Source organism: Massilia eburnea (genome assembly GCF_050709955.1).
GTDB classification, from domain to species: Bacteria; Pseudomonadota; Gammaproteobacteria; order Burkholderiales; family Burkholderiaceae_D; genus Rugamonas; species Rugamonas eburnea_A.
Genome location: NZ_JBNZFX010000023.1, coordinates 86,860 through 111,605 on the forward strand (window position 1 = coordinate 86,860; position 24,746 = coordinate 111,605).

Genomic DNA, 24,746 nt, shown 5'->3' on the forward strand with positions numbered 1-24,746 from the left:
CGCACGCTTGCGCGATTCACAAGCTTGTCATCTTCACTACCTACAATCCGCCACGTTTTCAACTTACACAGCGGAGCAACGATGAAGAAGGCAGTCGTAGGAACGGTGACGGTAGCGGTGCTGGCGGCATGTGGCGGTAACTTGCCGGCGACACTGCCCACACTGGATGGCAAGCCAACCCTGGTGGTCGCGCACCGAGGCGCCAGCGGCTACCTGCCGGAAGAAACGGTGGAAGCCTATGCCAAGGCCATCGAGATGGGCGCCGATGCCATCGAGCCGGACGTGATCTCCACCAAGGACGGCGTGCTGATTGCCCGCCATGATCCGAATCTGGCCTTCAGCACCGACGTGGCGCAGCATCCCGAATTCGCGGCCCGCAAACGCAAGCTGAGCGTGGATGGCGAAGTGCAGGAAGGCTGGTTCGCCAGCGACTTCACGCTGGCGGAGATCAAGACGCTTGGCGGCATTTCGACCGATGCCGAACGCCCGCAGCAATTCAACGGCCAATACAAGATCGCGACCATCCAGGAAGTGATCGACATGATCAAGAAGAGCGGCCGCAATATCGCCATCTATCCGGAAACCAAGAACCCGACTTTCCACCGCCAGCAAGGCGTGCCGCTGGAAGACAAGCTGCTGGCAATGCTGGCTGCCGCCGGCTGGGCCGAACGCGACGCGCCGGTTTTCATCCAGTCCTTCGAGCCGGGCAGCCTGAAATACATGCGCAGCAAAGGCTCCAAGCTGAAGATGGTGCAATTGATCGATGCCGATGACGTGGACCTGAAAACCGGCGCGCTGACCTACGCGGCACCTTACGACAAGCCGTTCGACTGGGCCCAGGCCGGCGACAAGCGCCTGTTCAGCGACATGGTGACGCCGGCCGGACTGGCCGAAATCAAGACCTACGCCGACGGCATCGGCCCATGGAAGCGCTATATCGTCAGCGTGAAAGGTGCGGTGGACATCAACGGCGACGGCAAGGTGAACGACGCCGACACCACCACCATGGAGCCAGGCTCGCTGGTGGCGGATGCACACAAGGCCGGCCTGTTCGTGCACCCATACACCTTCCGCAACGAGAAGCGCCGCCTGGCCAGCAACTACAAGGGCGATCCTGCGCTGGAATACAAGCAGTTCTTCGCCCTTGGTGTTGACGGTGTATTCACCGACTTCGCCGACACGGCGCTGGCGGCGCGTGCGGAATACCTGAAGGAAGTTAAGCGCTGACTCAGAACTTGTGGTTGTACTCCGCGGCGAAGCGCACCTGGCGTTCAGGTGCGCGTCCCAGCACCTGTCCATAGTAAGGGCTGACAGTGTTGGCGCCCGCGTTGTAGACCGGCTGGGTAGCCAGCGTAGTCTGGCGGTTCAGCAGGTTGAACACGTCGGCCTTCAATGCCAGGCCTTTGAACATGCGCGGCATATAAGTGGCGTTGAGCGCGATGCGGACGTCGGTCGGCATCCTGCCTGCGGAGCCGCGTGGTGCAGGCTTGCCGTCGCAGTAGAACACGGCGGCGCCGTAACCGGCGGCAGGATTGGTGCCGTTTGGATTGAGCGCAGCGGGCAGGTTGCCGATGCAGGACTTCGGCGCGCCGGTGACGATATTGATATTGCCGCCCACCGTCCATTCCTGGCCGAGCTGGTAGTAGCCGTAGGCTTTCAGCACATGGGTATGGTCGTTCGGCAGCGGGCCGCTGGCGTAGTCCATCAGCTCAGGGAAGTCGAAGGAAGTGGTGGCGGCGATGTCGGCCTGGCCGATATCGGACATCACCTGGCCTTCCATATTGCCCCTGGTGCGCGACAGCGTGTAATTCAGCTTGCCGTACCAGCCGTTGCGCATCGGGTGCTCGATGAAGAAGTCCAGCGCGGTGTACACGCGGCGTACTTTCGGCAGCCCTATGTCTTCAGCCGTCAATGGGATCGAAACCAGCTTGCCGTCGCCGGCCAGGTCGAGCGTCAAGGTGTTGTCCCGGCCCGGATTGATCAACAGGCATGGCATATCGTATTTACTGGTGTCGACGTTATTGCGCTTGCCCCAGGCGCGCAGTGGGCGCGAATCGCACCAGTCTTCGATGGTGTTTCGCAGCGTGCGGTAAGTAACCTTGCTGCCGACGGTGTATTCCGGCGTCAGCGCAGCTTCGAAGCCAAGCGCCAGCTCGTCCTGGTAGGTGGCTCCCAGCTTGCTTGATGCGACCTGGCGCGGGTCTTTCGGCGTACCCCATTCGTTGCCGCTGGAAACAGGCGGCGAAATCTCAGTCAGGCCGGTTGGCACGCCGGTTTTCGGATCGACCCCGGTATAGGTGTAGTAGTGGTCGATGTGAACCGGGTTGCCCGCCAGGCGCAGCGCAACGCTGGTCGGGATCTGCAGGTGGTAGCGGCCAAGGTTGGCAAACGCCTTCAATGTGCTGTCGCCGCGCACGTCCCACGATGCACCCAGGCGCGGCGCCAGCATGTGGCGTTGCGCCGCATAGGCCTGGCCGAAGCTGTTCTTGTTGGTGAACTGTTCGTTGCGCAAGCCGAGGTCGAGCAGCACCGTATCGGTGACTTGCCAGCGGTCCTGGATGTATTGCGCCGACTGGTCAGTCTTGGGCGACGCCGAGTCGCTTTGGTGGTACTCGTTCACATAATAGCCCTGCAGGCCGTAGCCGCCGCCCGAGGCAGGCGTCCTGCCGCCAGGGACCGCCGTATTTGGATCGCCGCGGAAGTAGGTCCAGCTGCCGCCGCCGGCCATTTCCGAGCCATTGATCGAAGAAACGTTATTGCGGTCGATACCTGCGCGCAGGGCATGGTCGCCCAATTTGTACTCGACATCCAGGCGCAGCGTGGATTGCTTGTCTTCCGCATTCGGTACCTGGATGGTGCCGCCGATGGTCTGCGGGTTGGTATAGCCGAGGCCCGGCACCTGGGCATTGACCGGCGCGTTGATCTGGTAAACGCCTGGCACGTAGCCTTCGCGCGATTGCGGATAGGTTGATTTGAAACGGCCCGCCAAGGCCGTCACCGTCAGGTTATCGGTCAGGAAGCCGGTGTACTTCAGGATCGAGTCGTTGGTCTTGGCGCCATCGCCAGTGGTGCCGCCGGCGCGCACCTCGTTGCGCTGCAAGGTGGCGTAGTCGAAGCCATAGTTCTGCTGTGTCCTCTTGTTTTCATCGTGGATCTGGGTGAACTCGAGGCGATGATCGTCGTTGATGTTGTAATCGAGTTTGAGCAGGTAGCGAGGAGTGCGTTGTTCGCGTTCGGTCCAACCGTTGGTCTTGTTGAGCGAATCGGAATCCTTGCTGATGTAGCCGGTGCTGAAGCGGTCCTGTTCGATATTGGCAAACATGAACAGCTTGTCCTTGACCAGCGGGCCGCCGACGTAGGCGCTGCCGAAGACATCGGTGGCGTTGTTGCTGCGGCGGTAGGTGAGCAGCTTGCCATCGGTCTTCGGGTTTTTGCCGGTGTTCGGGTAGTCGGTGTTTTCCGGTTTGGCACGCAGCCAGTCCGGCGTGTATTGCAGCACGGCGCCGGCTTCCCAGTTGTTGGTGCCACTCTTGGTGGTGATGTTCACCACGCCGCCGGTGGAGCGGCCGAATTCCGCGCTGTAGCCGCCTTGCAGGATCTGCGCCTGCGCGATGGCGAAGAAGGGCAGGGTGGTCGAGCCGATCTGGCGATACACATTGGTGACCGGGAAGCCGTTGATGAAGTAGGCGTTCTCGGTCACGCCGGCGCCGCCGAAGCTGTCGCCGCCGATGCGGGTGTTGCCGCGCGCAGTGCCCGGCGCAAGCTGGATGATGCCGGACAGGCTTTGCGAGATCGGCAGTGCCGTCAGTTGACGCGCGGTGAATACCGCACCGTTGTTGGTGTTGCTGACGTCGATCGTCGGGCGGCGGCTGCTCACCGTTACTGCCTGGATGGTTTCGAAGGACGCTTCCACACCCTGACCAATCAGCGCTTCCACTTCCAGCACGCGTTCGACGACGCCGTTCCGCACCAGCATCACCTTGTAGACGCCCGGCGGCATCGAGCTGGCGTTATAGCGCCCGTTGGCATCCACTGTGATGGTGCGGCGTGCGCCGGTAGCGACGTTTTCCAGCACCACCACTGTGCCGCTTGCGTTGGCGACCTGGCCGAAAATGCTGCCAGTGGCATTCGATTGTGCAAGGACTGGCCCAGCGAAAGCCATTGCAAGGGCGTGTGCGACAAGCGTCATGCGCACACGGCGGGAAGTGTTCTTCATTGCGTCTCCTGTTGTGGTTATGATTCGGCCGCGCAAGCGCGGCCGATGGAGACATGCTAGGTAGGATGACGATGGCGAACAATTGAATGTTTACTCGCCATCTATGCCCAAAAGGTTATATCTAGTCGGGAAGCGTGACGAGCAGCGGCGCCTTGCCGTCCCACGCCTGGTCGAGCAAGGTTTTTCCATCCAGGCGCACCTGAACGCGCTGGCCGCGCGGCGCGCGCGTGGTGACGATGTCGATGCCGTCGCCATCTTCGCTTGCGCCGAACGCGCGCATATGCCGCAGTGCCATGCGCGGCCAGCCTTTCGGCAGGCGCGGTGCGATGGTGAAGCTGCGCAGGCTGGTCGCTTCAATGCCGAACAAGCCTTCCGTCACCACCCGCGCATACAGCCCGCTTTCCGCGGAGAGGTGGCGCTGCTGGCCTTCCGGCCAGGCTTCCACTGCATATGGCACATGATCGCCCAGCAGGCGACGGCCGGAGTAGTAGCGCAGGTAGGGCATGGTGCGTTCGAGCTCGCCCGCTTTCAGCAGGCCGCGCAGTGCATACAGCGTGGCGCGGTCCCAGAAGGTCTTGTCGCCGGCTTCGGTCAGCACGCCGTTCTCGCTCCAGAGCTGCGGCGACAACAGTGCATCGACGGTGCCGCGCTGGCGTTCATTGATGCCCAGCGCAAGCGGCAACGCGATCCAGGCGCGCAGCTTTTCGTTGCCGTCGTAGTAGCGGTAAGTGTCGAAGCCGCCCATGCGTGCACCGAAGTAGCGCTCGATCGCATTGCGCTGCGATTCCGCTTCCTGCCGCAGCGCTGTGGCGCGCTGTGCATCGCCCAGTGAGGCCGCCAGCCGCGCGGCACCTTGCAGGCCGCCATACGCCAGAACATTGGTCGACAGGTTGGCCTTGCCGGCCGGGAAGCGGCCTTCCAGTTCATCGCTGTCCGAATGCACGATGCCTTGTTCATCGCGCTTGCGGCGCGTGAACTCCAGGCACCAGTCGATCAGGGGCAGCAGCTGGCGTGCGGTACCGCTGTCGCCTTGCGCCAGTGCGAACTGGCTGGCGCCGTAGGAGATCATGGCGCAGTCGCCGCGGTCTCCGGCGCCGTTCCAGTAGCTGCGTCCTTCGGCGATGATGGAGGAGGGGATCGGTTTATAGTCCGCGTTCATGTAACGCGCGAACATGCCGAAGCTGGTAAGCGCGCTTTGCACGCCGGCGCTGTCGCCCAGGTAGGGGAAGAAGGGATTGACGTATTCCGCCTGGTCGTTGGCCCAGACGGCAGCGTAGTAGCGGGTGCCGCCTGGCCCGTGCAGCAAGCCGCCGCGCGTGGCGAAGATGCTCTCGGCGGCGCGCACCTTTGAGAATGCGAACATGGCGTCGAGTACCGGCTCTGGCGTTTCCAGCACCAGGTTGGCGCGCCATTGCGCGACCTTGCGGGCGCGCTCTTGCAATGCTTCGCTGCCGTCCACGTACACCATTTCGTTTTGCAGGCGGCCGCTGATGACCAGGCCCACATGCACGCTGGCACCGGGAGCCAGTTCGCCTTCCCGGGCAGGGGAGCGCGCCTCAATCACATAGGCGCCGTGCGTGCCGCGTTCCGGCGGGGTGGTCTCGCTGCGTTCCAGCGCTGCAAAACTGTAGCGCCGCGCGGCCGGGCCGGTGTTGAGCAGCTCCAGCCGCTCCACCAGCGCCGGCTCGCTGGGCGACGGCGTCAGGGTGCGCGTCAGCACCAGGCCGGGCGCCAGTTGCGAACGCAGGGCCAGGCGACCGTCGAAGCGTACTTGCTGCAGCCGTTCGGCGCCGACGGGCTGGCCGTCGATCGTGATGGCCGGCGACGCTTCCGCGCCGAACTTGCGAATCAGGCTGGCGTGCGTGTCGTCGGGAACGGTGCGCAGCATAGGCCACACCACGGTGCGCGCCAGCAGCAGCGAGCCGTCGGCCTGGCTGCCGTAGTCGATCACTGCCGACACCTGGCGGCCGCTCATTTCAAGCTGGTCGCGGTGGACGTCTTTCACCTGCCAGCGAATGGTGTCGCCGTCGAGCTGCCAGCGCGGCGTGAAAGCCGGCGGTGCGGCGTGCGCCATGCCGGCGGAAAGCAATGCTGCTGCGAGGATGGCCGCGCGTGGTCGGAACATGCGTTGCATCTGTATCTCCTTATTTCGTCTTGCGGATAATCGCCGCCCAGCCGCCGCCCGGCGCCAGCTGCATCGTCAAACGGCTGCCGCGCGTGACGCTGGCGCTGCCTTTTTGCACGTCGGTGGCGAACACCCCTGCGTTCGGGCCGTCTTCCATGCTGTCCATCTGGTAGTTGCCCTCGCCCAGGAAGGACAGGTCCAGTGCCAGGTCGCGGCCGTCGGCGCCGGTCATGGCGCCCACATACCAGGTATCCCCGCGGCGGCGTGCCATGGCCACGTAGCGGCCAAGCTGGGCGTGCAGCACGCGGCTCTCGTCCCATTCGACCGGCACCTGGCGGATGAATTCCAGCGAAGAAGGGTTGGCGCGGTATTGCGAAGGGCTGTCGGCCAGCATCTGCAGCGGACTTTCATAGATCATGTACATCGCCAGCTGGTGCGCGCGGGTGCCCTGGCTCATGGGACGGTCGAAGCTGGCGACGAAATCCTTGCGATGCGCATTGCTCATGGCGCCCGGGGTGTAGTCGATCGGGCCGGCGAACATGCGGATGAAGGGCAGGGTGACATCGTGTTCCGGCGTCTGCTTGTCGCTCCACTTGTTGTTCTCCAGCCCTTTCACGCCCTCGAAGGTGAGCACGTTGGGCCAGGTGCGCTGCAGGCCGCTGGGCTTGAAGCTGCCGTGGAAGTCCACCAGCAGGCGGCGCGCGGCAGCTTCGCGCGCAACGCGCTCGTAGTAGTTCACCATCCACTGGTCGGAGCGCTGCATGAAGTCGACCTTGATGCCGGCCGCGCCCCAGCGCGCGAACTGGTCGAGCGCCGCGATCATCTGGGTATCCAGGGTTTTCCACGACACCCACAGGATGATGCCGACGCCGCGCTGTTTGGCGTATGCCATCAGCTCCTGCATGTCGATTTCCGGCTTGACGGCCAGCAGGTCGCCCAGCTTGTACCAGCCCTCATCCATGATGATGTATTCGAGTCCGTTGTCGGCCGCGAAGTCGATGTAGTGGCGGTAAGTGCGGGTGTCGAGGCCAGACTTGAACGGCACGCCATACAGCTTGTTGCCGTTGTACCAGTCCCATGCGACTTTGCCTGGCTTGATCCAGCCGGTTTCCTTCAGCTGCTGCGGCTCAGCCAGCAGGTAGGGCATCTGGTTCAGCAGCAGGCCCCCGGCATTGGCGGAAATGCCCAGGATGCGCCATGGGAAGCTGCGCTTGCCTTCGGTGCGCGCGATGTAGTTCGCCTCCTGCGTGACCGGCACATTGCGGTCGTCGCGCGCGGTTTCGGCCAGCGCCACTTTCGGGAAGACGGCGCGCAGGCCGGTCTGTTCTCCATGCAGGTACAGGCCCGGATAATCGCGCAAGCCGGATTCGGTGAACACCAGGTGCACGCCGCTGTTCTGCACCAGGGCCGGCACGCCAACCAGCTTGCCGGCGGCTTCTGCCACGGTCAGCACCTGGTAATAGTGCTCGTTATGCGACTGCATCGACTTTTCCTGTGGCCAGTACAGGGTGTCCTGCGGCCGCAGGTTGACGCCTGCTAGCTCGTCCTCCACCGTGACCTGGCCAGGCAGCGAAGTGCGGAAGCGGTAGGCAATGCCATCATCATAGGCCCGCACTTCCAGCGCGTAGCCGCCGGCGAAGTCGAGCTGCAGTGCGTTGTAATGGTCGCGTACCTCCCGTGACTTCTGCGCCACCACCGGCCGCACGGTGTTGTCGATGCTGCGGCGCTGCTGGCCGGTCAGGCGCGGCTTCTCTCCGAGCCTGCCAATGCCTGCCAGGGTCATGCCGATCGGCGTGGGCAGCACCAGTTCGGTGCCGCGATGGCTGACGGCGAAAGACAGCCGCTCGCTGGTGTCGATCGTGACGCGCAACTGGCGGTCGGGGGAGCTGAGTTCGAGCGGGCGCGAAGCATGACCGGCCAGCGGCGCGATCAGCAGCAGCGCGCCGGCCAGGCGGCGCGCAAGGGACGTATGGTTCAAGGCAGGTCTCCGGATATGGGTGTGCCGCTCCATGCTATGCGCATGCACGGGGACCGATCCAATGACTTTTTACGCGAGAGCTATGTCGTAGAGGTTATATGCCGCCGCGGCCATCGGTTCCGGCTTGGGCTCCGGCTTGGGCTCCGGCAGCGGAGCCGGCGATGGCGGCGCCAGCGCCTCGCGCCGGATCGCCTGCAACAGCAGCTCCGCTCCCGGCGACATCACGCTGTCGCGCCTGCGGATGATGCCGAAAGGGTCCATCCGGCAGTCCAGTTCCAGCGGCAGGATCGCCAGCAGGCCCAGTTCCTGGTAGCGCCGCGCCACATCCTCCGACATGACATTCAGCGCATCGCTCATTTGCAGCATGCTGGTGATCAGCACAATCTCGCTGGTGTCGACGATATCGCCAGGCGGTTCCAGCCCGGCGTTATGGAACAACTGGTCGAAGCGCTGGCGCAGGATGCTGCCAGGTGGCGGCGTAATCCAGGGCGCAGGAACCAGGTCATGCAAGGTCAGCCCGCCGCGCCCGGTGAGCGGATGGCCGGCGCGCGCCACCACCACCACCGGTTCCGGCGCCAGCTCCTCGTATATCAGCTCCGTGCAATCGTGGAAGCCGGTAAGGCGCGCCAGCAGGAAATCGAGCGTGCCGCGCTGCAGGCGATCCAGCAGCTCGTTGCTGGACTCGATCTGCACGCCGATGCGCAATTGCGGCACCTGCTGCTTGATGCTGGTAATGGCGCGTGGCAGCAGGCTGAGTGCTGGCGTCATGATGCTGCCCACGTCGACCTGGCCCGCCAGGCCCGCTTTGAGCGCCACGATATCCTCGTGCGCGCGCGCCAGGCTGCTCAATGCCATGCGTGCATGCCGGATCATGCTTTCGCCATAAATCGTGGGCAGCATGCCTCGCGGATGGCGTTCGAACAAGGCGATGCCGAGCATGTCTTCCAATTCCTTGAGCTGCTTGGAGGCCGCCGGCTGCGTCATGCATAGCGCCTCGGCGGCGCGCAGGATATTGCCCGCATCGTCGATCGCGATCAACAGCAGGAGCTGGCGGGTCTTGAGCCGCGCACGCAGGTACCAGTTCGGATTTGGAGCAGTCATTGCATTGCCTTTCGGGTCGATTGGCATTTTTAACATGTTCAAAATGGTATCGGTGTTGCCATTTTGGCGATTGGATGCATATCGAGGCTTCCCTTAACTTAATCGGCACAATGCGGGTCGTGTTAGACTGCGCCGTCCAATTGCCAATTTTGTAATGATGAAGATCCAGCAAAAACTGCGCTCAGTCAAAACCGCCCTGTCCGAACGCCGCGAAGTGCGCAAGCGCCTGCGCGGCCCCGCCCAACTGCGTTACGCCATCGCCGACTCGATCGGCATGCTCGACGCCCAGGCATGGAAAGGGCTCACGGCCCAAGCGGGCTTCTTCCTGTCCTACGATTACCTGCGCTCGCTCGAGACCGTGCTGCCGACCAATCTGGATCCGCGCTACGCCCTGGTATACGAGGACGACCAGCCGGTTGCAGCGCTGTATATGCAGCTGGCCGACATCAAGCTGGCCCAGGCCAGCAAGACCTCCTTCGGTTCCCTGGGCGATAGCCTTGGGCAGCGCGTGCTCACCTGCGGCAACCTGCTGACCTTCGGCCAGCACGGCATTGCCATCGCGCCTGGCGTCGACCCGGAACTGGCGTGGCATGGCGTGGCGGAGGTGCTGTATCGCGTGCGCCAGGCGGAAAAGCTGGCCGGCTCGGCCAACTTCGTCATGATCAAGGACTTGCACGGACCGCAGGTGGACGATGCCTCCTTCCTCAAGAACCTCAGCTACCGCTTCGTGGAAACGGAGCCGAACATGGTGCTGGCCCTGGGTGAAGACTGGAAAAGCTACGACGACTACTTGGCCAGCCTGGCTTCGAAATACCGCGCCAACGTCCGCAACGGCATCCTGAAGCCGATCGAGGCGGCGCAATGCACGGTCGAGCATTTCAGCGATATGGCCGCCATGCAGGATGAAGTCCATGCCCTGTACAAGGCGGTGCAGGCGAACGCCGGCTTCCGTCCGTTCGAACTGCTGCCTGAATACTTCCCGGCCTTGCAAGAAGCGGCAGGGGAACGCTTCCGCTGCAGCGTGGTCAAACGCGAAGGCAAGATGCTTGGCTTCCTGGTCACGATCGCCGACGGCGAGACCGCGATCGCCTTCCACATCGGCTTTGACCGCGCCGCCGCGGCCGACCTGCCGATCTACTTGCGCCTGCTGCATGCCGGTATCGCCGACGCCATTGGCCTGGGCTGCAAGCGCGTGTCCTTCGGACGCACGGCGCTGGAGCCGAAAGCGGCGCTGGGCGCGCGTCCGGAAACGTACGGCGTGCTGATTCGCCACCGCCAGCCGTTCATGAACAAGATGATCAAGCACCTGTTGCTGAATATTGACCACGACGACGCCCCCGATCGCAGTCCGTTCAAGAAGGCGGAAGGCAAGGCCGCGTAACATCTAGTTACTTACGCGGTGCTAGGCGGGCGCCTCTAATCTGCTGAGCTCGGTTATCATGTCGACCTTTCGGATTGACGGCAGCAGATGTAATGAAGTATGGCGTGATCAATTTATTAAAGGCTGTTGCAGCGCAGTTAATTGTGTTGCACCACTTGGCGTTTTACGGCCCGATGGCCGACCACGTGCGTCTTATCCTGCCGGAGCTGATCGACTGGCTGGCGGGCAGCGCGCGCATTGCCGTGCAAGTGTTCCTGGTGGTCGGCGGCTTCCTGGCCGCCAAATCGCTGGCGCCTAGCGCGCAGCCGGTAATGCCCGACCCGCTGACTGCCGTCTGGCGCCGTTATGCCAAGCTGGCGCCGCCCTTCATCGCCGCGACCCTGATCGCAGCGGTGGCCTCCGTGCTGGCCAGCCATTGGATGGACCACGAATCCATTTCTGCACCGGCGACCGTGAGCCAGCTCGCGGCACATGCCGTGCTGGCGCACGGCGTACTCGGTTACCCATCGCTGTCGGCTGGCGCATGGTACGTCGCCATCGATTTCCAGTTGTACGCGATGGTCGTCGCTGTCCTGTGGCTGGCAGCCCGCATCAGCGGCCCGGTGCGGCGCGCGTGGCTGGTGCCTGGCCTGATCGCGATCGGCAGCGCGCTGTCGCTGCTGCATTTCAACCTGGACTCCGACTGGGATAACTGGGGACCGTATTTCTTCGGCAGCTACAGTCTTGGCCTGGCCGCATGGTGGGCCGGCGATCCGCGCCGCAAGACGCGCGGCGCGGTGCTGGTGCAGGCGGCGATTTTCCTGCCAGCCCTGGTGGCGCTGGCCGTGAACTTCCGCAGCCGCCTGGCGCTGGCCATGATGGTGGCGTGTGCGCTGGTGATCTTTGGCCGCATGCAGTTCAGCGGCGAAGGCCGCCTGCTGGCCGTCGTGAATTCGCTGGCCCGCACTTCATACTCGGTGTTCCTGATCCACTTCCCGGTCTGCCTGCTGGTGAACGCAGCCTTCACCCGCCTGGTTCCCGCCGATCCGGTGCTGCAAGGCGTCGGCATGCTGACCGCCTGGGGCGCCAGCTTGGCCGCCGGAGCCGCTTTCCATCGCTGGGTCGAAGTGCCGCTGGGACGCCTGCTGCAGTCCTCTTCGAACGCAGCAACCGCCGCCCAGCGCGCGTAGAGTTGCTTATTTGCGGGGCCCGACGTAACTCAGCACCAGCAAGTGCGCCCGGATCTCCACGGTCTGGTTGAGAAAGTCCAACTTCTGGACATATTCGGTTTTATTCGCGCAGGAATCCATTTCGGCGGGTCATGCGAACCAGCGTTGGCGGCGCGCTGAGGTCGCGCCCGAAATTGGCCACCAGGGCCTGCAAGGGCGCGCTATCCAGGTGCGCCTGCATGGCGGCGGCATCGGCATAGTGTTCGAACACGATGATCCGGTTTTCGTTTTCAAGATCCGTGAGCACTTCATATTGCAGTGTCCCGGGCTCGCTCCGTGAATATTCCACCAGTTGATCCAACGCGGCAAGCAGGCAGGGGCGGGAATGAGGGTTTGCGTCTAGCGTTGCAAGCAGGTACATGGCAGCTCCGTGAATGAAAGGAAACCGCAGCTTACCCAATCGGCCTCGATGGAGGATTGTAGAAATGGGACTTTTCGCGCATGCCAGCGATGATCGTCTGGGGCGTGTGTCCCGTCAGGGCACGCGTTTCGTGGATAAAGTGCGGCTGGTCGAAATAGCCCATACGCAAAGCGGCATTGAGTACCGGGGTGCCGGGGGATAGTGCCAGCATGCGCATGGTGTGGCCCAATCGGGCGATGCGGGCAAACTGCTTGGGGCCGAGGCCGAACGTGTCGGTGAACTTGCGCTGGAAGTGGCGGCGTGTCCAGCCCGATTCGTCGGCCAATGCGTCAATGGCGGTGCCCGGTGCGTAATATAGCTTGTCGAGCAGGGCGTCGAGCCCACGTCCGCTGCGATCTTCATATTGGCCCAACCGGGCCAGGAAGAATCGATCGAGTGCAGAGGCGCGCATGGACGGGCCGTCTGCCTGCGCTAGCTGGTCGGACAGGTGTTCAGCACTATCGCCCCACGCGGCTTGGGCGGACATATGCTGGTCGTGGAAGAGGGCCAGCGACGGGGCGCAGAAATGGCGCAGGCTTCCGCCGCGAAAGCGCACAGCGACGAATCCGAGCGATCCGTTATTCTCGATGGCGATGGCGCGCGTGCGCAGGCATAAGAGAACTGCACGCGGCGACTGCTTGCCATCCAGCAGATATGGCGAGCCGTAATGGAACACGCATTCCGAGCCGGTTCCGGGTGGTAGCTGTGGCGGGAGGGGATGATTTCCCTCCCAGCCCCAGTAACGGTCGATAAACGGGCGCAGTGGGGCGGTCGGTCGTATATGCCAGCGTTGCAGGTGCATGCTGGCGATCTTACTCGATTCCGATTAGCTGCCAACAGTCAGCGTCAAAGTCGTGGCGCTGTAGCTTGGCGTGACTTTGTCAAAGCCGTCCACCGTGATGGCGGTGAACTTGCCCTTCAGGCTAGCCGCGCTAATGACGGTCAGGACGTCGCCGGCTTTAGGCTTGTAGCCGTTGGCGAACTTCACGTGCAGCGCGCCGCCGGCAATGGTGGCGGTGGAGGCCACAGTCAGGCTGCCCGGGCTGCCGGCCGCGGCACCACCAAGGCCCAGCTCCAGCGTAGTGCTGCCGCTTAGCTGGGTATATTTGCCGGCCAGCTTCAGCGCGGCCGGGGCATTGGCCACCAGCGTGCCGCCGCTGACGTAGACGTCGCCCGTGCCGAAGGCTGCAACGGAATCGCCCTGCAGCGTGCCGGCGGCCAGTTCGGTGCCACCGCTCCAGGTGTTGGCGCCGGCCAGCTTCAGCGTACCTGAGCCCTGTTTGACCAGTTTGCCACTGCCGCTGATGTCATTGCGCCAGCGGTCTACCGCGTTGAAGCCGCCCTTGCCGGCGTCCATGACGATGGTGACATTGCCGCTGAACGCGCCGTAACCATCAGCCGCAGCGAACAAGTTCAGTCGGCCCCAGCCCTCCGCGTCGTCCATGACCGGATAGCCCGAGGGCAGGGCGGTCGTTTTCAGTACCACGCGGCGCTGAGCGTCGCTCAGGTAAGGCTGGCGGGTCTCCAGCAGCACTTCCGCGCCTTTTGGCACGGCAGCGGCGGCATTGATGGCGGCGACCGGCCCGAAGCCGTAGGTAAGGCGGCGCAGGTAGTTGGCCTTGTTGGTGGCGTAGTCGGCAAAACGGTCATTGGCGGTGGTGCCGGATTGGGCGTAGGCGGCAAAGGTGTCGGCAGTGGTGCCGGTGGCGGCCATCAGGGTAGCGTGTGCCTGGGTGACGGCAGCGGCCTTCTTGGCCGCGTTGGCCGGATCCGCCAGGTTAGCCGCGGCGCTGGCTTGGCCGAGGATACGGCCGCTCAATACGTCCAGCGGCGAATGCATGCCGGCCAGGATGCGCGATTCGCCCAGCTCGAGCCCGCGGCTAAGCATCTCCTGGAAGCGTTCCGGCACAGCGTATGCCATGGCCACCGCATCGCGTACCGCTTCGGCTGAGTGACCGCTGGTGAAGCCGCCGTCGGTGGCCGGAGTGCTGCTCTTGGCCGGCACCAGTGTCGGCAGCACCTGCACGCTGCTGCTCCAACGATAAGGGCGGGCGTACTTGTAGAAACGTTTGACAGGTTCGGTCGAGGCGTTATTGCCGACCAGGTTGACCAGGTCGACCACGCTGCCAAAGCCGGCGTTCGCGCTTCCCGCAACACCGGTGTTGTTGCCGCCATCGTTATACAGCTTGCTGGTGGCGTCGGCCGCGACCGAGGTGATGCTGGTGGTTTGCTGGGCGGCGGTGCGCCAGGCGTTTGTCAGTGGACCCATGCCGTCGGCGACGCTGTAGCCTTTGCCACGGCGGTCGTCCAGGTAGGCCTGAACGGACTGGTCCGCAGTACGGTTCGCGGTGGCTTTGACGACGTAATCGATATTGGCCTGATGGACGCTGGCATTCACGACTTTGCCGTCCGGCGTACCGTCGTTAGGTACGCCACTCCAGGACGAGGGGACCACGGCCGGGAAGCCGTCAACCGCGGGCGCACTGACGCCTGCGTCCACGATTTCGGTCAGCGGCTTCCAGACGTCGAGGAAGCCGCCCAGGAGGCGCACGCCGGCATTGGTGGACAGCGTCGCGTAGCGGGCGTCACCACGCTGGTTGGTGGCGATGGTGTCGACGAAGGCAGTGGCGGTGGGAAGCGGTACCACGTCGGCCGCGCCCTGGTCGGCTGGCGCGGCCGGAATCACCAGTGGATCTTCTGAAGAGCCGCCGCAGGCGCTCATGGCCAGCGCAATACTCAGGACCAGGATGTGGGGACGCGATGAAAGCAGTTGCATGTCAGTGATCGTGCGATGGTTGAAAACGCACAACGGTAAAGGGCGCTTGTGACATACCTGTTACGCAAAGCCGCCGGCAAGCCGGTTGATCGAAATGTCATCGCACGATATCAAAAACGGTATTGTTTAAACTTCTTTTCAAATCGACAAAGTGATATCCTGCGCGGCGTGATTGCGTCCCCCTTTGTTTCGACATAAAAGATGATCAGACATTTGCTGTTGCCCGTTGCCGCGCTGTGGACCAGCGCAGTTTTTGCCGCCGCCGGCGTGGACCCGCTCACGGTTGATATTGGCCTTGATGACGCTCGCCGCTTCGCGAGCCTGATGAGGGATAACGCCGTGCCGACGGCCGAAGTGCTGCAACGCGATTACCTGGATCGTGCGGGGGCCGGGGTAAAGGTTTTCACACCAATGCGTATTGTTGACGCTCACCGTTTGGCGCGAGTGGTCGCGTCAAAGCCTGAAGCCTACCGCTACGCCATCAAGGAATGCCTGCCTCGTTTGCCAGCCTTGCGAAGCGACCTCAAAGCGATCTACCTGGCCTATGCTGGTTTGCTGCCGGAACGTCCATTACCTGCCATTGAAGTTGTATTCGGCGCTTCGAATTCTGGAGGGACGGCCAATTCAGAAATGCAGGTAATAGGCCTGGAGGTCGCCTGCCCAACCGGTTCGACGCCCGAGCAGTTCCGCACCAATATGCGAGGCTATTTTGCGCATGAAACTGTCCACACCTGGCAGGGCGAAGAAACGCCGCAAGCCGCCGCAGATCCACTATTGAGCCAAGCCCTGAGGGAAGGTGTCGCCGACTACCTGACGAGCGTAGTTACTGGAGAAGTGCCGAATGCCGACCGTGATGCATGGGCGCGCCAGCGGGAATCGTGGTTGTGGGAAGAATTCAAGCGTGATCGCCAGGCTATGCAGTCCGACAGCGAAAGCCTGCGCAAACCCATGTCCAACCCACGCTTCAAGCGCTGGTTCGCGAATTGCGGAATCGCTCCGGAAGGCTGGCCATGCGAGGCTGGCTATTGGATCGGCATGCGCGTTGCCGAAGCCTACGTGAACCGCTCGTCAGACAAGCGTGCAGCGATCCGAAAGCTATTGGAGCTCAACGATCCTGCTGCTATCTTGAAGGATAGCGGCTTCTAAGGTGGGCATATCGATAGGAGCTGCTATCGCTGACGCTCCATCAGTTCGACGATCCAATCAATGAACACGCGAAGCTGCCTGCGAACATACCGGTTAGGTGGATAGGCCACGTGAAGTGGCATCGGCTCGATACTCCAGTCAGTAAACAGCTTCACAAGCGCACCGCTGGCGACGTATGGCTTGGCCATGTACTGCGGTAGCCATAACACACCCAGTCCGGCCAATCCGGCAGTCAGATATGCATTGCCGTCATCGATCGCCAGAAAATATCTGCCACCAATCTTGACTCGCTCCCCGGATTTCTCCATTGCGTATGGCAGGCCGCTGGCCCAGCGATAATTAACGATGCGGTGGCCTGTGCCATGCAAATCGTTAGGATGCATCGGGGTTCCTGCCTGGGCCAGGTAGGACGGCGCAGCAAAGACGCCCAATTGCAGGTCGGCGACACGCCGCGCGACCAGCGAACCGTCTTCGATTTCACCTCCGCGCACCACGCAATCGACATTGTCGCCAATCAGGTCGACCTTGCGGTCGCTGGCGCCGATATCAAGCTGGATTTCCGGGAAACGGGCGTGAAATTCAGGTAGCGCGGGCACGAGGATGATGTTCGCAAACGGACTCGGAACATCCACCCGCAGCAGCCCTCGGGGCGCAGTGGAATCGCCGAGGATATTGTCTTCAATGTCATCGAGATCGGCCAACAGGCGAACCACGCGTTCGTAATACGAGGCGCCAGCCGTTGTCATGTTAACTTTACGGGTCGTTCTGTTGAGGAGCTTGATGCGCAGGTTGGATTCCAGTTGCTGGACAAGTTGGGTGACCGTGGTTTTGCTGACGTTCAGCGTTTCGGCAGCCCTGGTGAAGCTGCCGGCCTCAACAACGCGAATGAATGCCCGCATGCCTTCCAGTTTGTCCATCGCAAATCATCCTCAATAGTTTGGTTTTTCCAAACAGTTTAGCAGGTGTTTTGCGGTTTATCCGAAAGATTGGCGCAGCTATAGTGCTCGCATTACCCACACAAGGAGCGGACACCATGACAACGCGCGAAACCATTTTTCCAGCCGGGCGGCACGAACTCTACGCAGTCCACAAATATTCGGCGGCGATCCGATCAGGGGATTTGCTCTTCGTATCCGGCCAGGTCGGTAGCCGCACGGACGGACTGCCAGAACCTGAATTCGAAGCTCAGCTACGGCTGGCGTTCGAGAATCTGAAGGCGACGCTGAAGGCGGGTGGGTGCGGGCTTGACGATATCGTTGACGTAACGACTTTTCACACGGACCCGGATAAGCAGTTCGAAACGGTTCTAGCGATCAAGAACGAAATCTTCCCGACCGCACCTTATCCTAACTGGACCGCCATAGGGGTCAACTGGTTGGCAGGGTTCGACTTCGAAATCAAAGTTATCGCCAGAATTCCTGACTGACTAACGCAGGCTCAAGTCGAAACAAAAAAGCCCACGAACCGAAATTCGCGGGCTTGCATATTCTCGCCTACAACCTGAAGCGAGCGATGAGCATTTTGGGAACCAACGGTGTTCGTTTGCTTGATGGATTGACCCGCTCAGTTTGACCCTCCCGCCATGTCCTCGCGAACGCCGCGACCCTGTCGTAAGACCCCTCAAATCCCATTTCTTTTAGGTCCTCATGGATCTGTTTTAACGTTCGTCGCTGTTTGCGAGAACGAGCAGCCTCTGTCTTGAGCATGGCTGAAAGTTGAAATGAGTATTTGTCGATCGCGCTGCGAGAGCGACGCTCAGCATAGGCCGGCTCTGTGATTTCCGCACGCAGATAGCGTCTGACGGTGTTTCTTGAGATGCCTAAGCGTCGGGCGATCTCTCGAAGGGGGACCTGGTCTCGAATGTGCCAGCGTCGAATAATGCTTAGTAGTGCCACGTCGATCACTCCAATTCCCCACTCAACTTGTTGAGCAGGATTGTGTCTTAAACGTGGGTCAGATTCAGTTGCAAATTACGGGGTGAAGTGGGTCAGATTTCAGTGCAAATCAACACTCATGTGCAGAGAGGAGGGGAGTCGATCATCACTGCGGCGTGGTAGCGAGTGAGGGACTGGATATGCACCAGAAACAAAAAAGCCCACGAACCGAAATTCGTGGGCTTCTCTGCGTATCTTGGTAGGCCGTGCGGGGCTCGAACCTGCGACCAACGGATTAAAAGTCCGCTGCTCTACCAACTGAGCTAACGACCCAAGGTTCTAATTTCGAATGGTAGGCCGTGCGGGGCTCGAACCTGCGACCAACGGATTAAAAGTCCGCTGCTCTACCAACTGAGCTAACGACCCGTCGAAAGAAGAAGCGAGATTATAGGCTGGACTATCCCAGCTGTCAAATGCCCGCCTGTACTTTTTACTTGATGGATTTCAGGCGGTCCTTGGCGGTAGCGGCCGCCGGGGTGCCTGGATAATTCTTGATCAGGTCTTGCAATGTCTTTTTGGCATTGTTCATTGCCTTCAATTCGGTCTGGCAGCTTGCGATGTTCAGCATGGCGTCTGCTGCTTTCTGGCTGTCCGGCCAGGTCTTCACGACTACTTGCTGGGCGGTGATGGCGTTCTTGCAGTCGCCCTGGGCATAGTAGGCGTTACCCAGCCAGTATTGCGCGTTGGAGGCGTAGGCCGAGGCGCTAAAGCGCTTCACGAAGTCGCCCAGCGCGCTGGCAGCGCCTTTGTAGTCGCCGCTCTTGAACTGCGCCATCGCGTTGTCGTAGGCGTTCTGTTCGTCCATATTGACCGAGGAGGTCTGGCCGTCGATGGTCACCTGGCGTGGCTCCAGCTTCTTCATGCGGGCGTCGAGGTCGGTGTAGAAGTCTTTCTGGCGCTTCTGGGCGACCTGGATTTCGTTCAGCAGGATTTCTGTCTGGCCGCGCAGGCGCGCAACTTCTTCGCGCAGCTGGTCCTGCTGCGAGATCATGTCGAGCGTGGTGTTCTTGTCTGTCTTGGTGTCGATCAGGTTCTTCAGGTCCGCTTCCAGCTTGGCGACCTTGGACTTCAAGTCCATGATGGCTTTGCGCGCTTCTTCATCGTCGAACAAGCCGGCGGAGGCGGTCAGGGGCAGGGTGGCAGCGAACAGGGCTGCCATCAGGGCAGACTTAGTGAATTTCATTTTTCTTCCTTGCACAAAAAAAGAAATGGGGCAGGGCGCAGTATAAACTGCGCGCTGCCCCTTGTGCGGCATTGTTAAGCTAGCGAATTACTTAGCTTTGTAAACGATGTCAGCACGGCGGTTCTGCGACCATGCTTCTTCGCTGTGGCCTTCAGCCTTAGGTTTTTCTTCGCCCAGGGATACGGCTTCCATGCGGCCTTCTGGCACGCCCAGGGCTGCCATCGACTTGCGCACAGCTTCAGCACGCTTCTGGCCCAGGGCCAGGTTGTACTCGGAGCCGCCGCGTTCGTCGGTGTTACCTTGGATCAGGATTGCGCGCTGGTTTTTGCCCAGGTATGCAGCGTGGTTCGACACCACTTCTTTGCCGTCTTCACGCACAACGTAGCTGTCGAAGTCGAAGTACACGGAACGGTTGGCCAGCTTGCCGCCTGGGATGTCCAGTTCGTCAACTTCTGCTTTGACTGGCTCAACAGCGCGGGTGTCGGCTTGCTTGACTGGCTCGGCTGGCTTCTCAATCACTTCCGGTGCTTTGGTTTCTGGTTGTGGGGTCGAGCAAGCTGCCAGCAGGGCGGCGGTGCTGAGGATGAAGGCTACGTGTTTTACGTTACGCATTTTTATTTCTCCTGGTCGTTAAAGGTGCTACTTCTCGTTTACTTCTTTTACTTCTTCACTTCATGAAAGGGCCCCAAGTGGGTTCCTTGATATTGCCCGCCTGAATACTCAGGCGCTGCTTAACCCGGCCGTCTGTCGATGCCACCGCCAGCGAGCGGCGGCCGCCGTTCTGAGTGGCGTACAGGATGTATTTGCCATTCGGAGCGAAACTTGGCGAATCGTCGCTGGTGGTATCGGACAGGCGTTGCTCTTGGCGGGATTCCAGGTCCAGTACGAACAACTGGAAGGCGCCGCCATCGCGCCGCGAAATATAAGCCAGCGTCTTGCCGTCAGCGGAAATGCGCGGGCTGATATTGTACGAGCTGCCGAACGTCACGCGCTGGGCTTCCCCGCCGTTGACGCTCATGCGATAAATCTGCGGACCGCCGCTGCGGTCGCTGGTGAAATAGACGTACTGGCCGTCGGCACTGAATTGCGGTTCGGTGTCGATGGTGCTGCCATTGGTCAGGCGGCGGATGCCGCTGCCGTCGGCATTGACGATAAAGATCTGGGTGTTGCCGGTCTTGGACAGGGCCACTGCCAGGCGCTTGCCGTCCGGCGACCAGGCCGGTGCGGAGTTGTTGCCTTTTTCATTGGCCACGACGGTGCGCTGGCGGGTCACCAGGTTCTGCACGTAAACCACTGGCTTGCGCTGTTCGAAGGAGACGTAGGCGACCTTGGTGCCGTCCGGCGACCACGATGGCGAGATGATCGGTTCGGTCGAGGTCAGGGCAGGGATCACGTTCTCGCCGTCGGCGTCCGCCACTTCCAGGCGGTACTGGCGGCCTTGCTGAACCACGTAGGCGATACGGGTCGAGAACACGCCTTTGATGCCGGTTAGCTTCTCATACACGTCGTCGGCGATCTTGTGTGCGGCCAGGCGGCCGTACTGGTTCGGCATCGGGGCGCGGAAGCCGGACAGGTCGTTGCCCTGTACCGTCGACATCAGGCGGTACTGCACTTCGAACTGGCCGTTGCCGAGCGTCTGCACGGAGCAGGCTACCAGTGCGTCGGCGCCGCGCGCCTTCCAGCTGGTTGCTTCAGTCTGCATCAGGTTGGTGGTCGGCGTGGCGTCGATGATCTTGAACATGCCGCTGCGCGTCAGGTCGGCTTTGACGATCTCCGAAATCTGGGCCGGGGCCGACGCTTCATTGGCACATGGGCCGATGGCGACCGGGATCTGGTTGCTGCCGACGCCGGAAATTTCCACGCGCAGTTGTGCCTGTGCCGACAGCGCAAATGCCGCGCCGGCCACTACGAACATCAATTTAGCTTTGTTCATCAAGGTACGTCCTTCAAATTGAACACGAGTTCAAGCTCGCGCGCCACCGTGCCGTCGTCACGCTTAGGCAGGGGCGAGGCCTTATAAATCGCATTCTCCACCGCAGTGTCATATGCAGCTACGCCGCTGCTCTTTGTTTTTTTAACCGACATGACTTCGCCGCTAGGAAGCTGGCTGACCATGAACCTTGCTTCTATATCCTGCTTGGCGCCAGGATAATCGATGCGGCCCATGATCTTGGTGCGCAGCTTTGAGACATAGCCTTTGTCCAGGTTAGGTGCGGTCGAACGTGCCGCCGTTCCGGTGGAGCCTGCAGCCGCCGAGCCCATAATGCGCTGCATTTCCGCAGCACGGGTTTTGGCAAGCTTTTCCTTCTCTTTCAGTTCCGCCTGTCGTTTGGCTTTTTCTTTTTCCAGCTTGTCCAGCTTATCCTGCTTATCGAGGTCGGCCAGACGCTTCTTCTCGTCGTCCAGTTTCTTCTTCAGCTCGGCAAGTTTCCTGTCGACGGCTTCTTGCTTTTCTTTCTCTTTCTTCTTCTGCAGCGCGATCTCAGGATCCGGTTGCGCCGGCTTCACCACTTCCGGTGGGGGAGGTGGTGGTTCTGGCGTGCGCGCAGGCGGCTCCGGTTCAGGCTCGGGCTGCGGTTCCGGTTCAGGCGCTTTCGGCGCGGCCATCTGCGTGGTCATGTCCCAGATCTCGGCATCAACGCCGACCGGGTCATTGTTCCAGCGAATGCCAACCCACAGGAATGCAAACAGCACGCCATGCATCACCGCCGCGAGCACAAACGCGCTGGTGCCGCCGTGCCGCTTCGGCACACGGTACGGTCCGCCTGCATTTGCCATCGTCATTGCCATGCCTTACTTCGTTGCCAAGCCAACGCGGTTAATCCCCATCTTCTTCGCTTCGGAAATCAATTGGATCACATCGTCGTACTTGCTTTCCTTGTCGCCGGCGATCAGCACCGGGTACTCAGGATATTTTTCATGCATGGTGCGCAGCTTGCGCACCAGGGCCTCGCGGTTCGGCTCGGTTTCCGGCGCTTCGGCCGATTTGCCGGCGATGCCGATCATCAGCGAGCCGTTCGGCTTCACCTGTACCTGGATATACGCATCCGGCGGGCGCGAAGCTTTTTCGGCGTGCGGCAGGTCGATCGACTGCGGGTTGTTCGAGGTCGGCATCACCATGAAGATGATCAGCAGGCAGAGCATCACGTCGATATACGGCACGACGTTGATCTCGGACTTCAGCTTGCGGCCGCCACGGCTGCCGCGCATGCTGCTGGAGAAGGAAGAGGCCATCTTCAGTTTCGCCTTTTAACGGGACTGGCGCTGCAGGATGTTCGAGAATTCTTCAACGAAGCTCTCGAAGCGGATCGCCAGGCGGTCAATGTCGTGCGAGAAGCGGTTGTACGCCACAACGGCCGGAATAGCGGCGAACAGGCCGATAGCAGTCGCGATCAGCGCTTCGGCAATGCCGGGCGCCACGGCCGACAGCGTTGCCTGCTGCACATTGGCCAGGCCGCGGAAGGCGTTCATGATGCCCCACACGGTACCGAGCAGGCCGATGTAAGGGGAGACGGAACCGACCGATGCCAGGAACGCCAGGTGCGCTTCCAGTGCATCCATCTCGCGCTGGAAGGCAGCGCGCATGGCGCGGCGGGCACCGTCCAGCACGTCGCCCATGTTCATGTCGCGGCTGCTGGCGGCGGCTTGCTTACCCTTGATGTACTCACCCATGCCGGCTTCGAAGATACGAGCCAGGGCGCCGCTGTTGGCGCGGTCGTTGCCCGCGCTGGCGTGCAGGGCGTGCAGGTTGCCGCCGGCCCAGAAGGTCTTTTCGAATTCGACGGTCTGCTTACGCGCGCCGCGCACATCAAACAGCTTCTTGAAAATATAGGTCCAGCTGATAACGGAAACAGCAAGCAGCAGCGCCATGATCAACTGAACGATCAGGTGTGCGTTGGTGATGAGGGCGATGAAGGAAAGGTCTTGGGTGACGTTCATTGTTTCTCAATCTAATTATTATGCGCGCATGCGGGCCGCAACGGCATCCGGCACGGCGCGAGGGCGCAGGGCCGAGTCGACACAGCCAACTTTAACGTGGGCAGTATTTAAGAGGCGGTCGCCGCACCACGCCTCCTGTACAAACTGGATCGAAGCGCGGCCCAGTTTATCAATACGAAGCGTCAATTTTATTACATCGTCTAGTCGCGCTGGCGCGTGGTAGTCCGCGCTGACATTTTTGACAACAAACATGGCGTCGTGTTCCCGCAGGAGGCTATCCTGGTTAACGTCGAGGGAGCGCAACCACTCGGTGCGCGCGCGCTCGAAGAACTTCAAATAGTTCGCGTAATAGACAATTCCGCCGGCGTCCGTGTCTTCGTAATAGACGCGGACCTCCCAGGTGAACTCAGACGACATAGATAGAAGAGCTACTAAGTGAGAATCGGCAACATTTTACGCCAAATGAATCGGCGGCATCGTATTTTGCACAATCTCGTAACAATTTCTTACGGTTTTCCCTTATATGCGGCGGCATTTTAGCCCCGTTTAATCGCGAATGGCGAGAATCCTTGGCAGGTTGGCATCAATTCTATGGAGTTTACATTAATGTGTTGCGGCAATGTTGCAATCCAGAAAGCTGTGTTGGCGATATCGTCGGCGGTCAGCGGGGTTGTGCCTTCGTAGACTTTGGCCGCGGCCGCGTCATCTTTCAAGCGCACGTTGGAGAATTCGGTACCGCCGCACAGGCCTGGCGCGATATTGGTAGCGCGCACACCGGTACCGATCAGGTCGGCACGCAGGTTGAGGGTGAACTGTTCGACGAAGGCCTTGGTAGCGCCGTAGACGTTGCCGCCTGGGTAAGGATAAGCACCGGCTACCGAGCCGAGGTTGATGATGGTGCCGCGGCCGCGTTCAACCATGCCTGGGAGCAGGGCCCGGGTGATGGTGACCAGGCCGGTACAGTTCGTGGCGATCATGGTTTCCCAGTCTTCCAGATCGGCTTCATGGGCACCTTTGATGCCGAGCGCCAGGCCGGCGTTATTGATCAGGACGTCGATTTCTTTCCACTCGGCGGGCAGGGAGGCCAGGGTGGCATGGATTGCGCCTTTGTCGGTGACGTCCAGCTTGACCGGCAACAAATTCGGGCCCAGCTCGGTGGCTAAGGCTTCCAGACGTTCGACGCGACGGCCGGCAGCGATTACTTTATGACCGTTCTTGACGAAAACACGCGCCATCGCGGCGCCAAAACCGGCGGTTGCGCCGGTAACTAACACGATCATGGTCGAACTCCTATTATTAACTTTGGCGATTCTAACGCCAAACCGGTAAACCGGGGTCAGACCCAAGGGTCTGACCCGA

Annotated in this window: 21 protein-coding genes, 2 tRNA genes and 1 pseudogene; 5 read left to right on the forward strand and 19 right to left on the reverse strand. The window is 61.3% G+C overall.

Annotated elements, in window-relative coordinates; genetic code table 11:
* The first annotated feature begins 81 nt into the window (after positions 1 to 81).
* Entirely contained in the window at positions 82 to 1,227 is a 1,146-nt protein-coding gene (locus ACQ4MM_RS12850) for a glycerophosphodiester phosphodiesterase (RefSeq protein ID WP_431477731.1), read from the forward strand.
* Position 1,228: 1 nt separating this feature from the next.
* Here ACQ4MM_RS12850 and ACQ4MM_RS12855 read toward each other — a convergent pair whose 3' ends face one another.
* The 4 genes from ACQ4MM_RS12855 to ACQ4MM_RS12870 form a co-directional block, all read right to left on the reverse strand.
* Complete coding sequence (locus ACQ4MM_RS12855; protein ID WP_431477732.1) at positions 1,229 to 4,216, reverse strand: TonB-dependent receptor; 2,988 nt, start codon at positions 4,214 to 4,216, stop codon at positions 1,229 to 1,231.
* Between the two features lie 121 nt (positions 4,217 to 4,337).
* Positions 4,338 to 6,350, reverse strand: coding sequence for a hypothetical protein (locus ACQ4MM_RS12860; protein WP_431477733.1), 2,013 nt, complete (start codon positions 6,348 to 6,350; stop codon positions 4,338 to 4,340).
* Positions 6,351 to 6,360: 10 nt separating this feature from the next.
* Entirely contained in the window at positions 6,361 to 8,319 is a 1,959-nt protein-coding gene (locus ACQ4MM_RS12865) for a glycoside hydrolase family 97 protein (protein WP_431477734.1), read from the reverse strand.
* 69 nt (positions 8,320 to 8,388) lie between these two features.
* Positions 8,389 to 9,420: a LysR family transcriptional regulator gene (locus tag ACQ4MM_RS12870; RefSeq protein ID WP_431477735.1), complete on the reverse strand. Its 1,032-nt coding sequence runs from the start codon at positions 9,418 to 9,420 to the stop codon at positions 8,389 to 8,391.
* A 154-nt stretch (positions 9,421 to 9,574) separates the two neighbouring features.
* On the opposite strand from ACQ4MM_RS12870, the gene ACQ4MM_RS12875 reads away from it, so the two are divergent.
* Positions 9,575 to 10,801 (forward strand): GNAT family N-acetyltransferase, encoded by a 1,227-nt coding sequence (locus ACQ4MM_RS12875; protein WP_431477736.1) that lies wholly within the window; start codon positions 9,575 to 9,577, stop codon positions 10,799 to 10,801.
* A 104-nt stretch (positions 10,802 to 10,905) separates the two neighbouring features.
* Positions 10,906 to 11,970 carry an acyltransferase family protein gene (locus tag ACQ4MM_RS12880; RefSeq protein ID WP_431477737.1) on the forward strand — a complete coding sequence of 355 codons (1,065 nt, stop codon included), beginning with the start codon at positions 10,906 to 10,908 and terminating at the stop codon, positions 11,968 to 11,970.
* 100 nt (positions 11,971 to 12,070) lie between these two features.
* Here the strand turns inward: ACQ4MM_RS12880 and ACQ4MM_RS12885 are convergent, their stop codons facing one another.
* From ACQ4MM_RS12885 to ACQ4MM_RS12895, 3 genes are read right to left on the reverse strand one after another with little or no spacing between them, the layout of a single operon-like run.
* Positions 12,071 to 12,370, reverse strand: coding sequence for a putative quinol monooxygenase (locus ACQ4MM_RS12885; RefSeq protein WP_431477738.1), 300 nt, complete (start codon positions 12,368 to 12,370; stop codon positions 12,071 to 12,073).
* Between the two features lie 31 nt (positions 12,371 to 12,401).
* Entirely contained in the window at positions 12,402 to 13,211 is an 810-nt protein-coding gene (locus ACQ4MM_RS12890) for a helix-turn-helix domain-containing protein (RefSeq protein ID WP_431477739.1), read from the reverse strand.
* A 24-nt stretch (positions 13,212 to 13,235) separates the two neighbouring features.
* The gene (locus ACQ4MM_RS12895) at positions 13,236 to 15,185 is read right to left on the reverse strand and encodes a phosphatase PAP2 family protein (protein WP_431477740.1); all 1,950 of its coding nucleotides are present in this window, start codon (positions 15,183 to 15,185) and stop codon (positions 13,236 to 13,238) included.
* Between the two features lie 201 nt (positions 15,186 to 15,386).
* Here ACQ4MM_RS12895 and ACQ4MM_RS12900 point away from each other — a divergent pair, with 201 nt between their 5' ends.
* Positions 15,387 to 16,331 carry a hypothetical protein gene (locus ACQ4MM_RS12900; protein ID WP_431477741.1) on the forward strand — a complete coding sequence of 315 codons (945 nt, stop codon included), beginning with the start codon at positions 15,387 to 15,389 and terminating at the stop codon, positions 16,329 to 16,331.
* A 23-nt stretch (positions 16,332 to 16,354) separates the two neighbouring features.
* On the opposite strand, the gene ACQ4MM_RS12905 is transcribed toward ACQ4MM_RS12900, so the two are convergent.
* Positions 16,355 to 17,248 (reverse strand): LysR substrate-binding domain-containing protein, encoded by an 894-nt coding sequence (locus ACQ4MM_RS12905; RefSeq protein ID WP_431477742.1) that lies wholly within the window; start codon positions 17,246 to 17,248, stop codon positions 16,355 to 16,357.
* Between the two features lie 116 nt (positions 17,249 to 17,364).
* Here ACQ4MM_RS12905 and ACQ4MM_RS12910 point away from each other — a divergent pair, with 116 nt between their 5' ends.
* Positions 17,365 to 17,757, forward strand: coding sequence for a RidA family protein (locus tag ACQ4MM_RS12910; protein WP_431477743.1), 393 nt, complete (start codon positions 17,365 to 17,367; stop codon positions 17,755 to 17,757).
* Positions 17,758 to 17,905: 148 nt separating this feature from the next.
* Here the strand turns inward: ACQ4MM_RS12910 and ACQ4MM_RS12915 are convergent.
* The 11 genes and pseudogenes from ACQ4MM_RS12915 to ACQ4MM_RS12965 all read right to left on the reverse strand — a co-directional run.
* A pseudogene (locus ACQ4MM_RS12915) lies at positions 17,906 to 18,235 on the reverse strand (helix-turn-helix domain-containing protein); the annotation flags it as partial.
* Between the two features lie 227 nt (positions 18,236 to 18,462).
* Positions 18,463 to 18,538: transfer RNA gene (locus tag ACQ4MM_RS12920), tRNA-Lys, on the reverse strand.
* A 17-nt stretch (positions 18,539 to 18,555) separates the two neighbouring features.
* Positions 18,556 to 18,631: transfer RNA gene (locus tag ACQ4MM_RS12925), tRNA-Lys, on the reverse strand.
* A 64-nt stretch (positions 18,632 to 18,695) separates the two neighbouring features.
* Complete coding sequence (gene ybgF, locus ACQ4MM_RS12930) at positions 18,696 to 19,448, reverse strand: tol-pal system protein YbgF (protein WP_431477744.1); 753 nt, start codon at positions 19,446 to 19,448, stop codon at positions 18,696 to 18,698.
* An 87-nt stretch (positions 19,449 to 19,535) separates the two neighbouring features.
* A complete protein-coding gene (pal, locus tag ACQ4MM_RS12935; protein WP_431477745.1) occupies positions 19,536 to 20,060 on the reverse strand; it encodes a peptidoglycan-associated lipoprotein Pal in 525 nt (174 codons plus the stop codon).
* Positions 20,061 to 20,115: 55 nt separating this feature from the next.
* Complete coding sequence (tolB, locus tag ACQ4MM_RS12940) at positions 20,116 to 21,381, reverse strand: Tol-Pal system beta propeller repeat protein TolB (RefSeq protein ID WP_431477746.1); 1,266 nt, start codon at positions 21,379 to 21,381, stop codon at positions 20,116 to 20,118.
* Positions 21,381 to 22,238, reverse strand: a complete 858-nt coding sequence (locus ACQ4MM_RS12945) for an energy transducer TonB (RefSeq protein WP_431477747.1) — start codon at positions 22,236 to 22,238, stop codon at positions 21,381 to 21,383. The genes tolB and ACQ4MM_RS12945 overlap by 1 nt, the downstream gene beginning before the upstream one ends.
* Before the next feature lie 3 nt (positions 22,239 to 22,241).
* Positions 22,242 to 22,682: a biopolymer transporter ExbD gene (locus tag ACQ4MM_RS12950; RefSeq protein WP_431477748.1), complete on the reverse strand. Its 441-nt coding sequence runs from the start codon at positions 22,680 to 22,682 to the stop codon at positions 22,242 to 22,244.
* Positions 22,683 to 22,697: 15 nt separating this feature from the next.
* Entirely contained in the window at positions 22,698 to 23,387 is a 690-nt protein-coding gene (tolQ, locus tag ACQ4MM_RS12955) for a protein TolQ (protein ID WP_431477749.1), read from the reverse strand.
* A gap of 18 nt (positions 23,388 to 23,405) precedes the next feature.
* Positions 23,406 to 23,804: a tol-pal system-associated acyl-CoA thioesterase gene (ybgC, locus tag ACQ4MM_RS12960; protein ID WP_057263426.1), complete on the reverse strand. Its 399-nt coding sequence runs from the start codon at positions 23,802 to 23,804 to the stop codon at positions 23,406 to 23,408.
* 119 nt (positions 23,805 to 23,923) lie between these two features.
* On the reverse strand, positions 23,924 to 24,667 hold the full coding sequence (locus ACQ4MM_RS12965) for an SDR family NAD(P)-dependent oxidoreductase (protein ID WP_431477750.1): 744 nt from the start codon (positions 24,665 to 24,667) through the stop codon (positions 23,924 to 23,926).
* Positions 24,668 to 24,746: the final 79 nt, after the last annotated feature.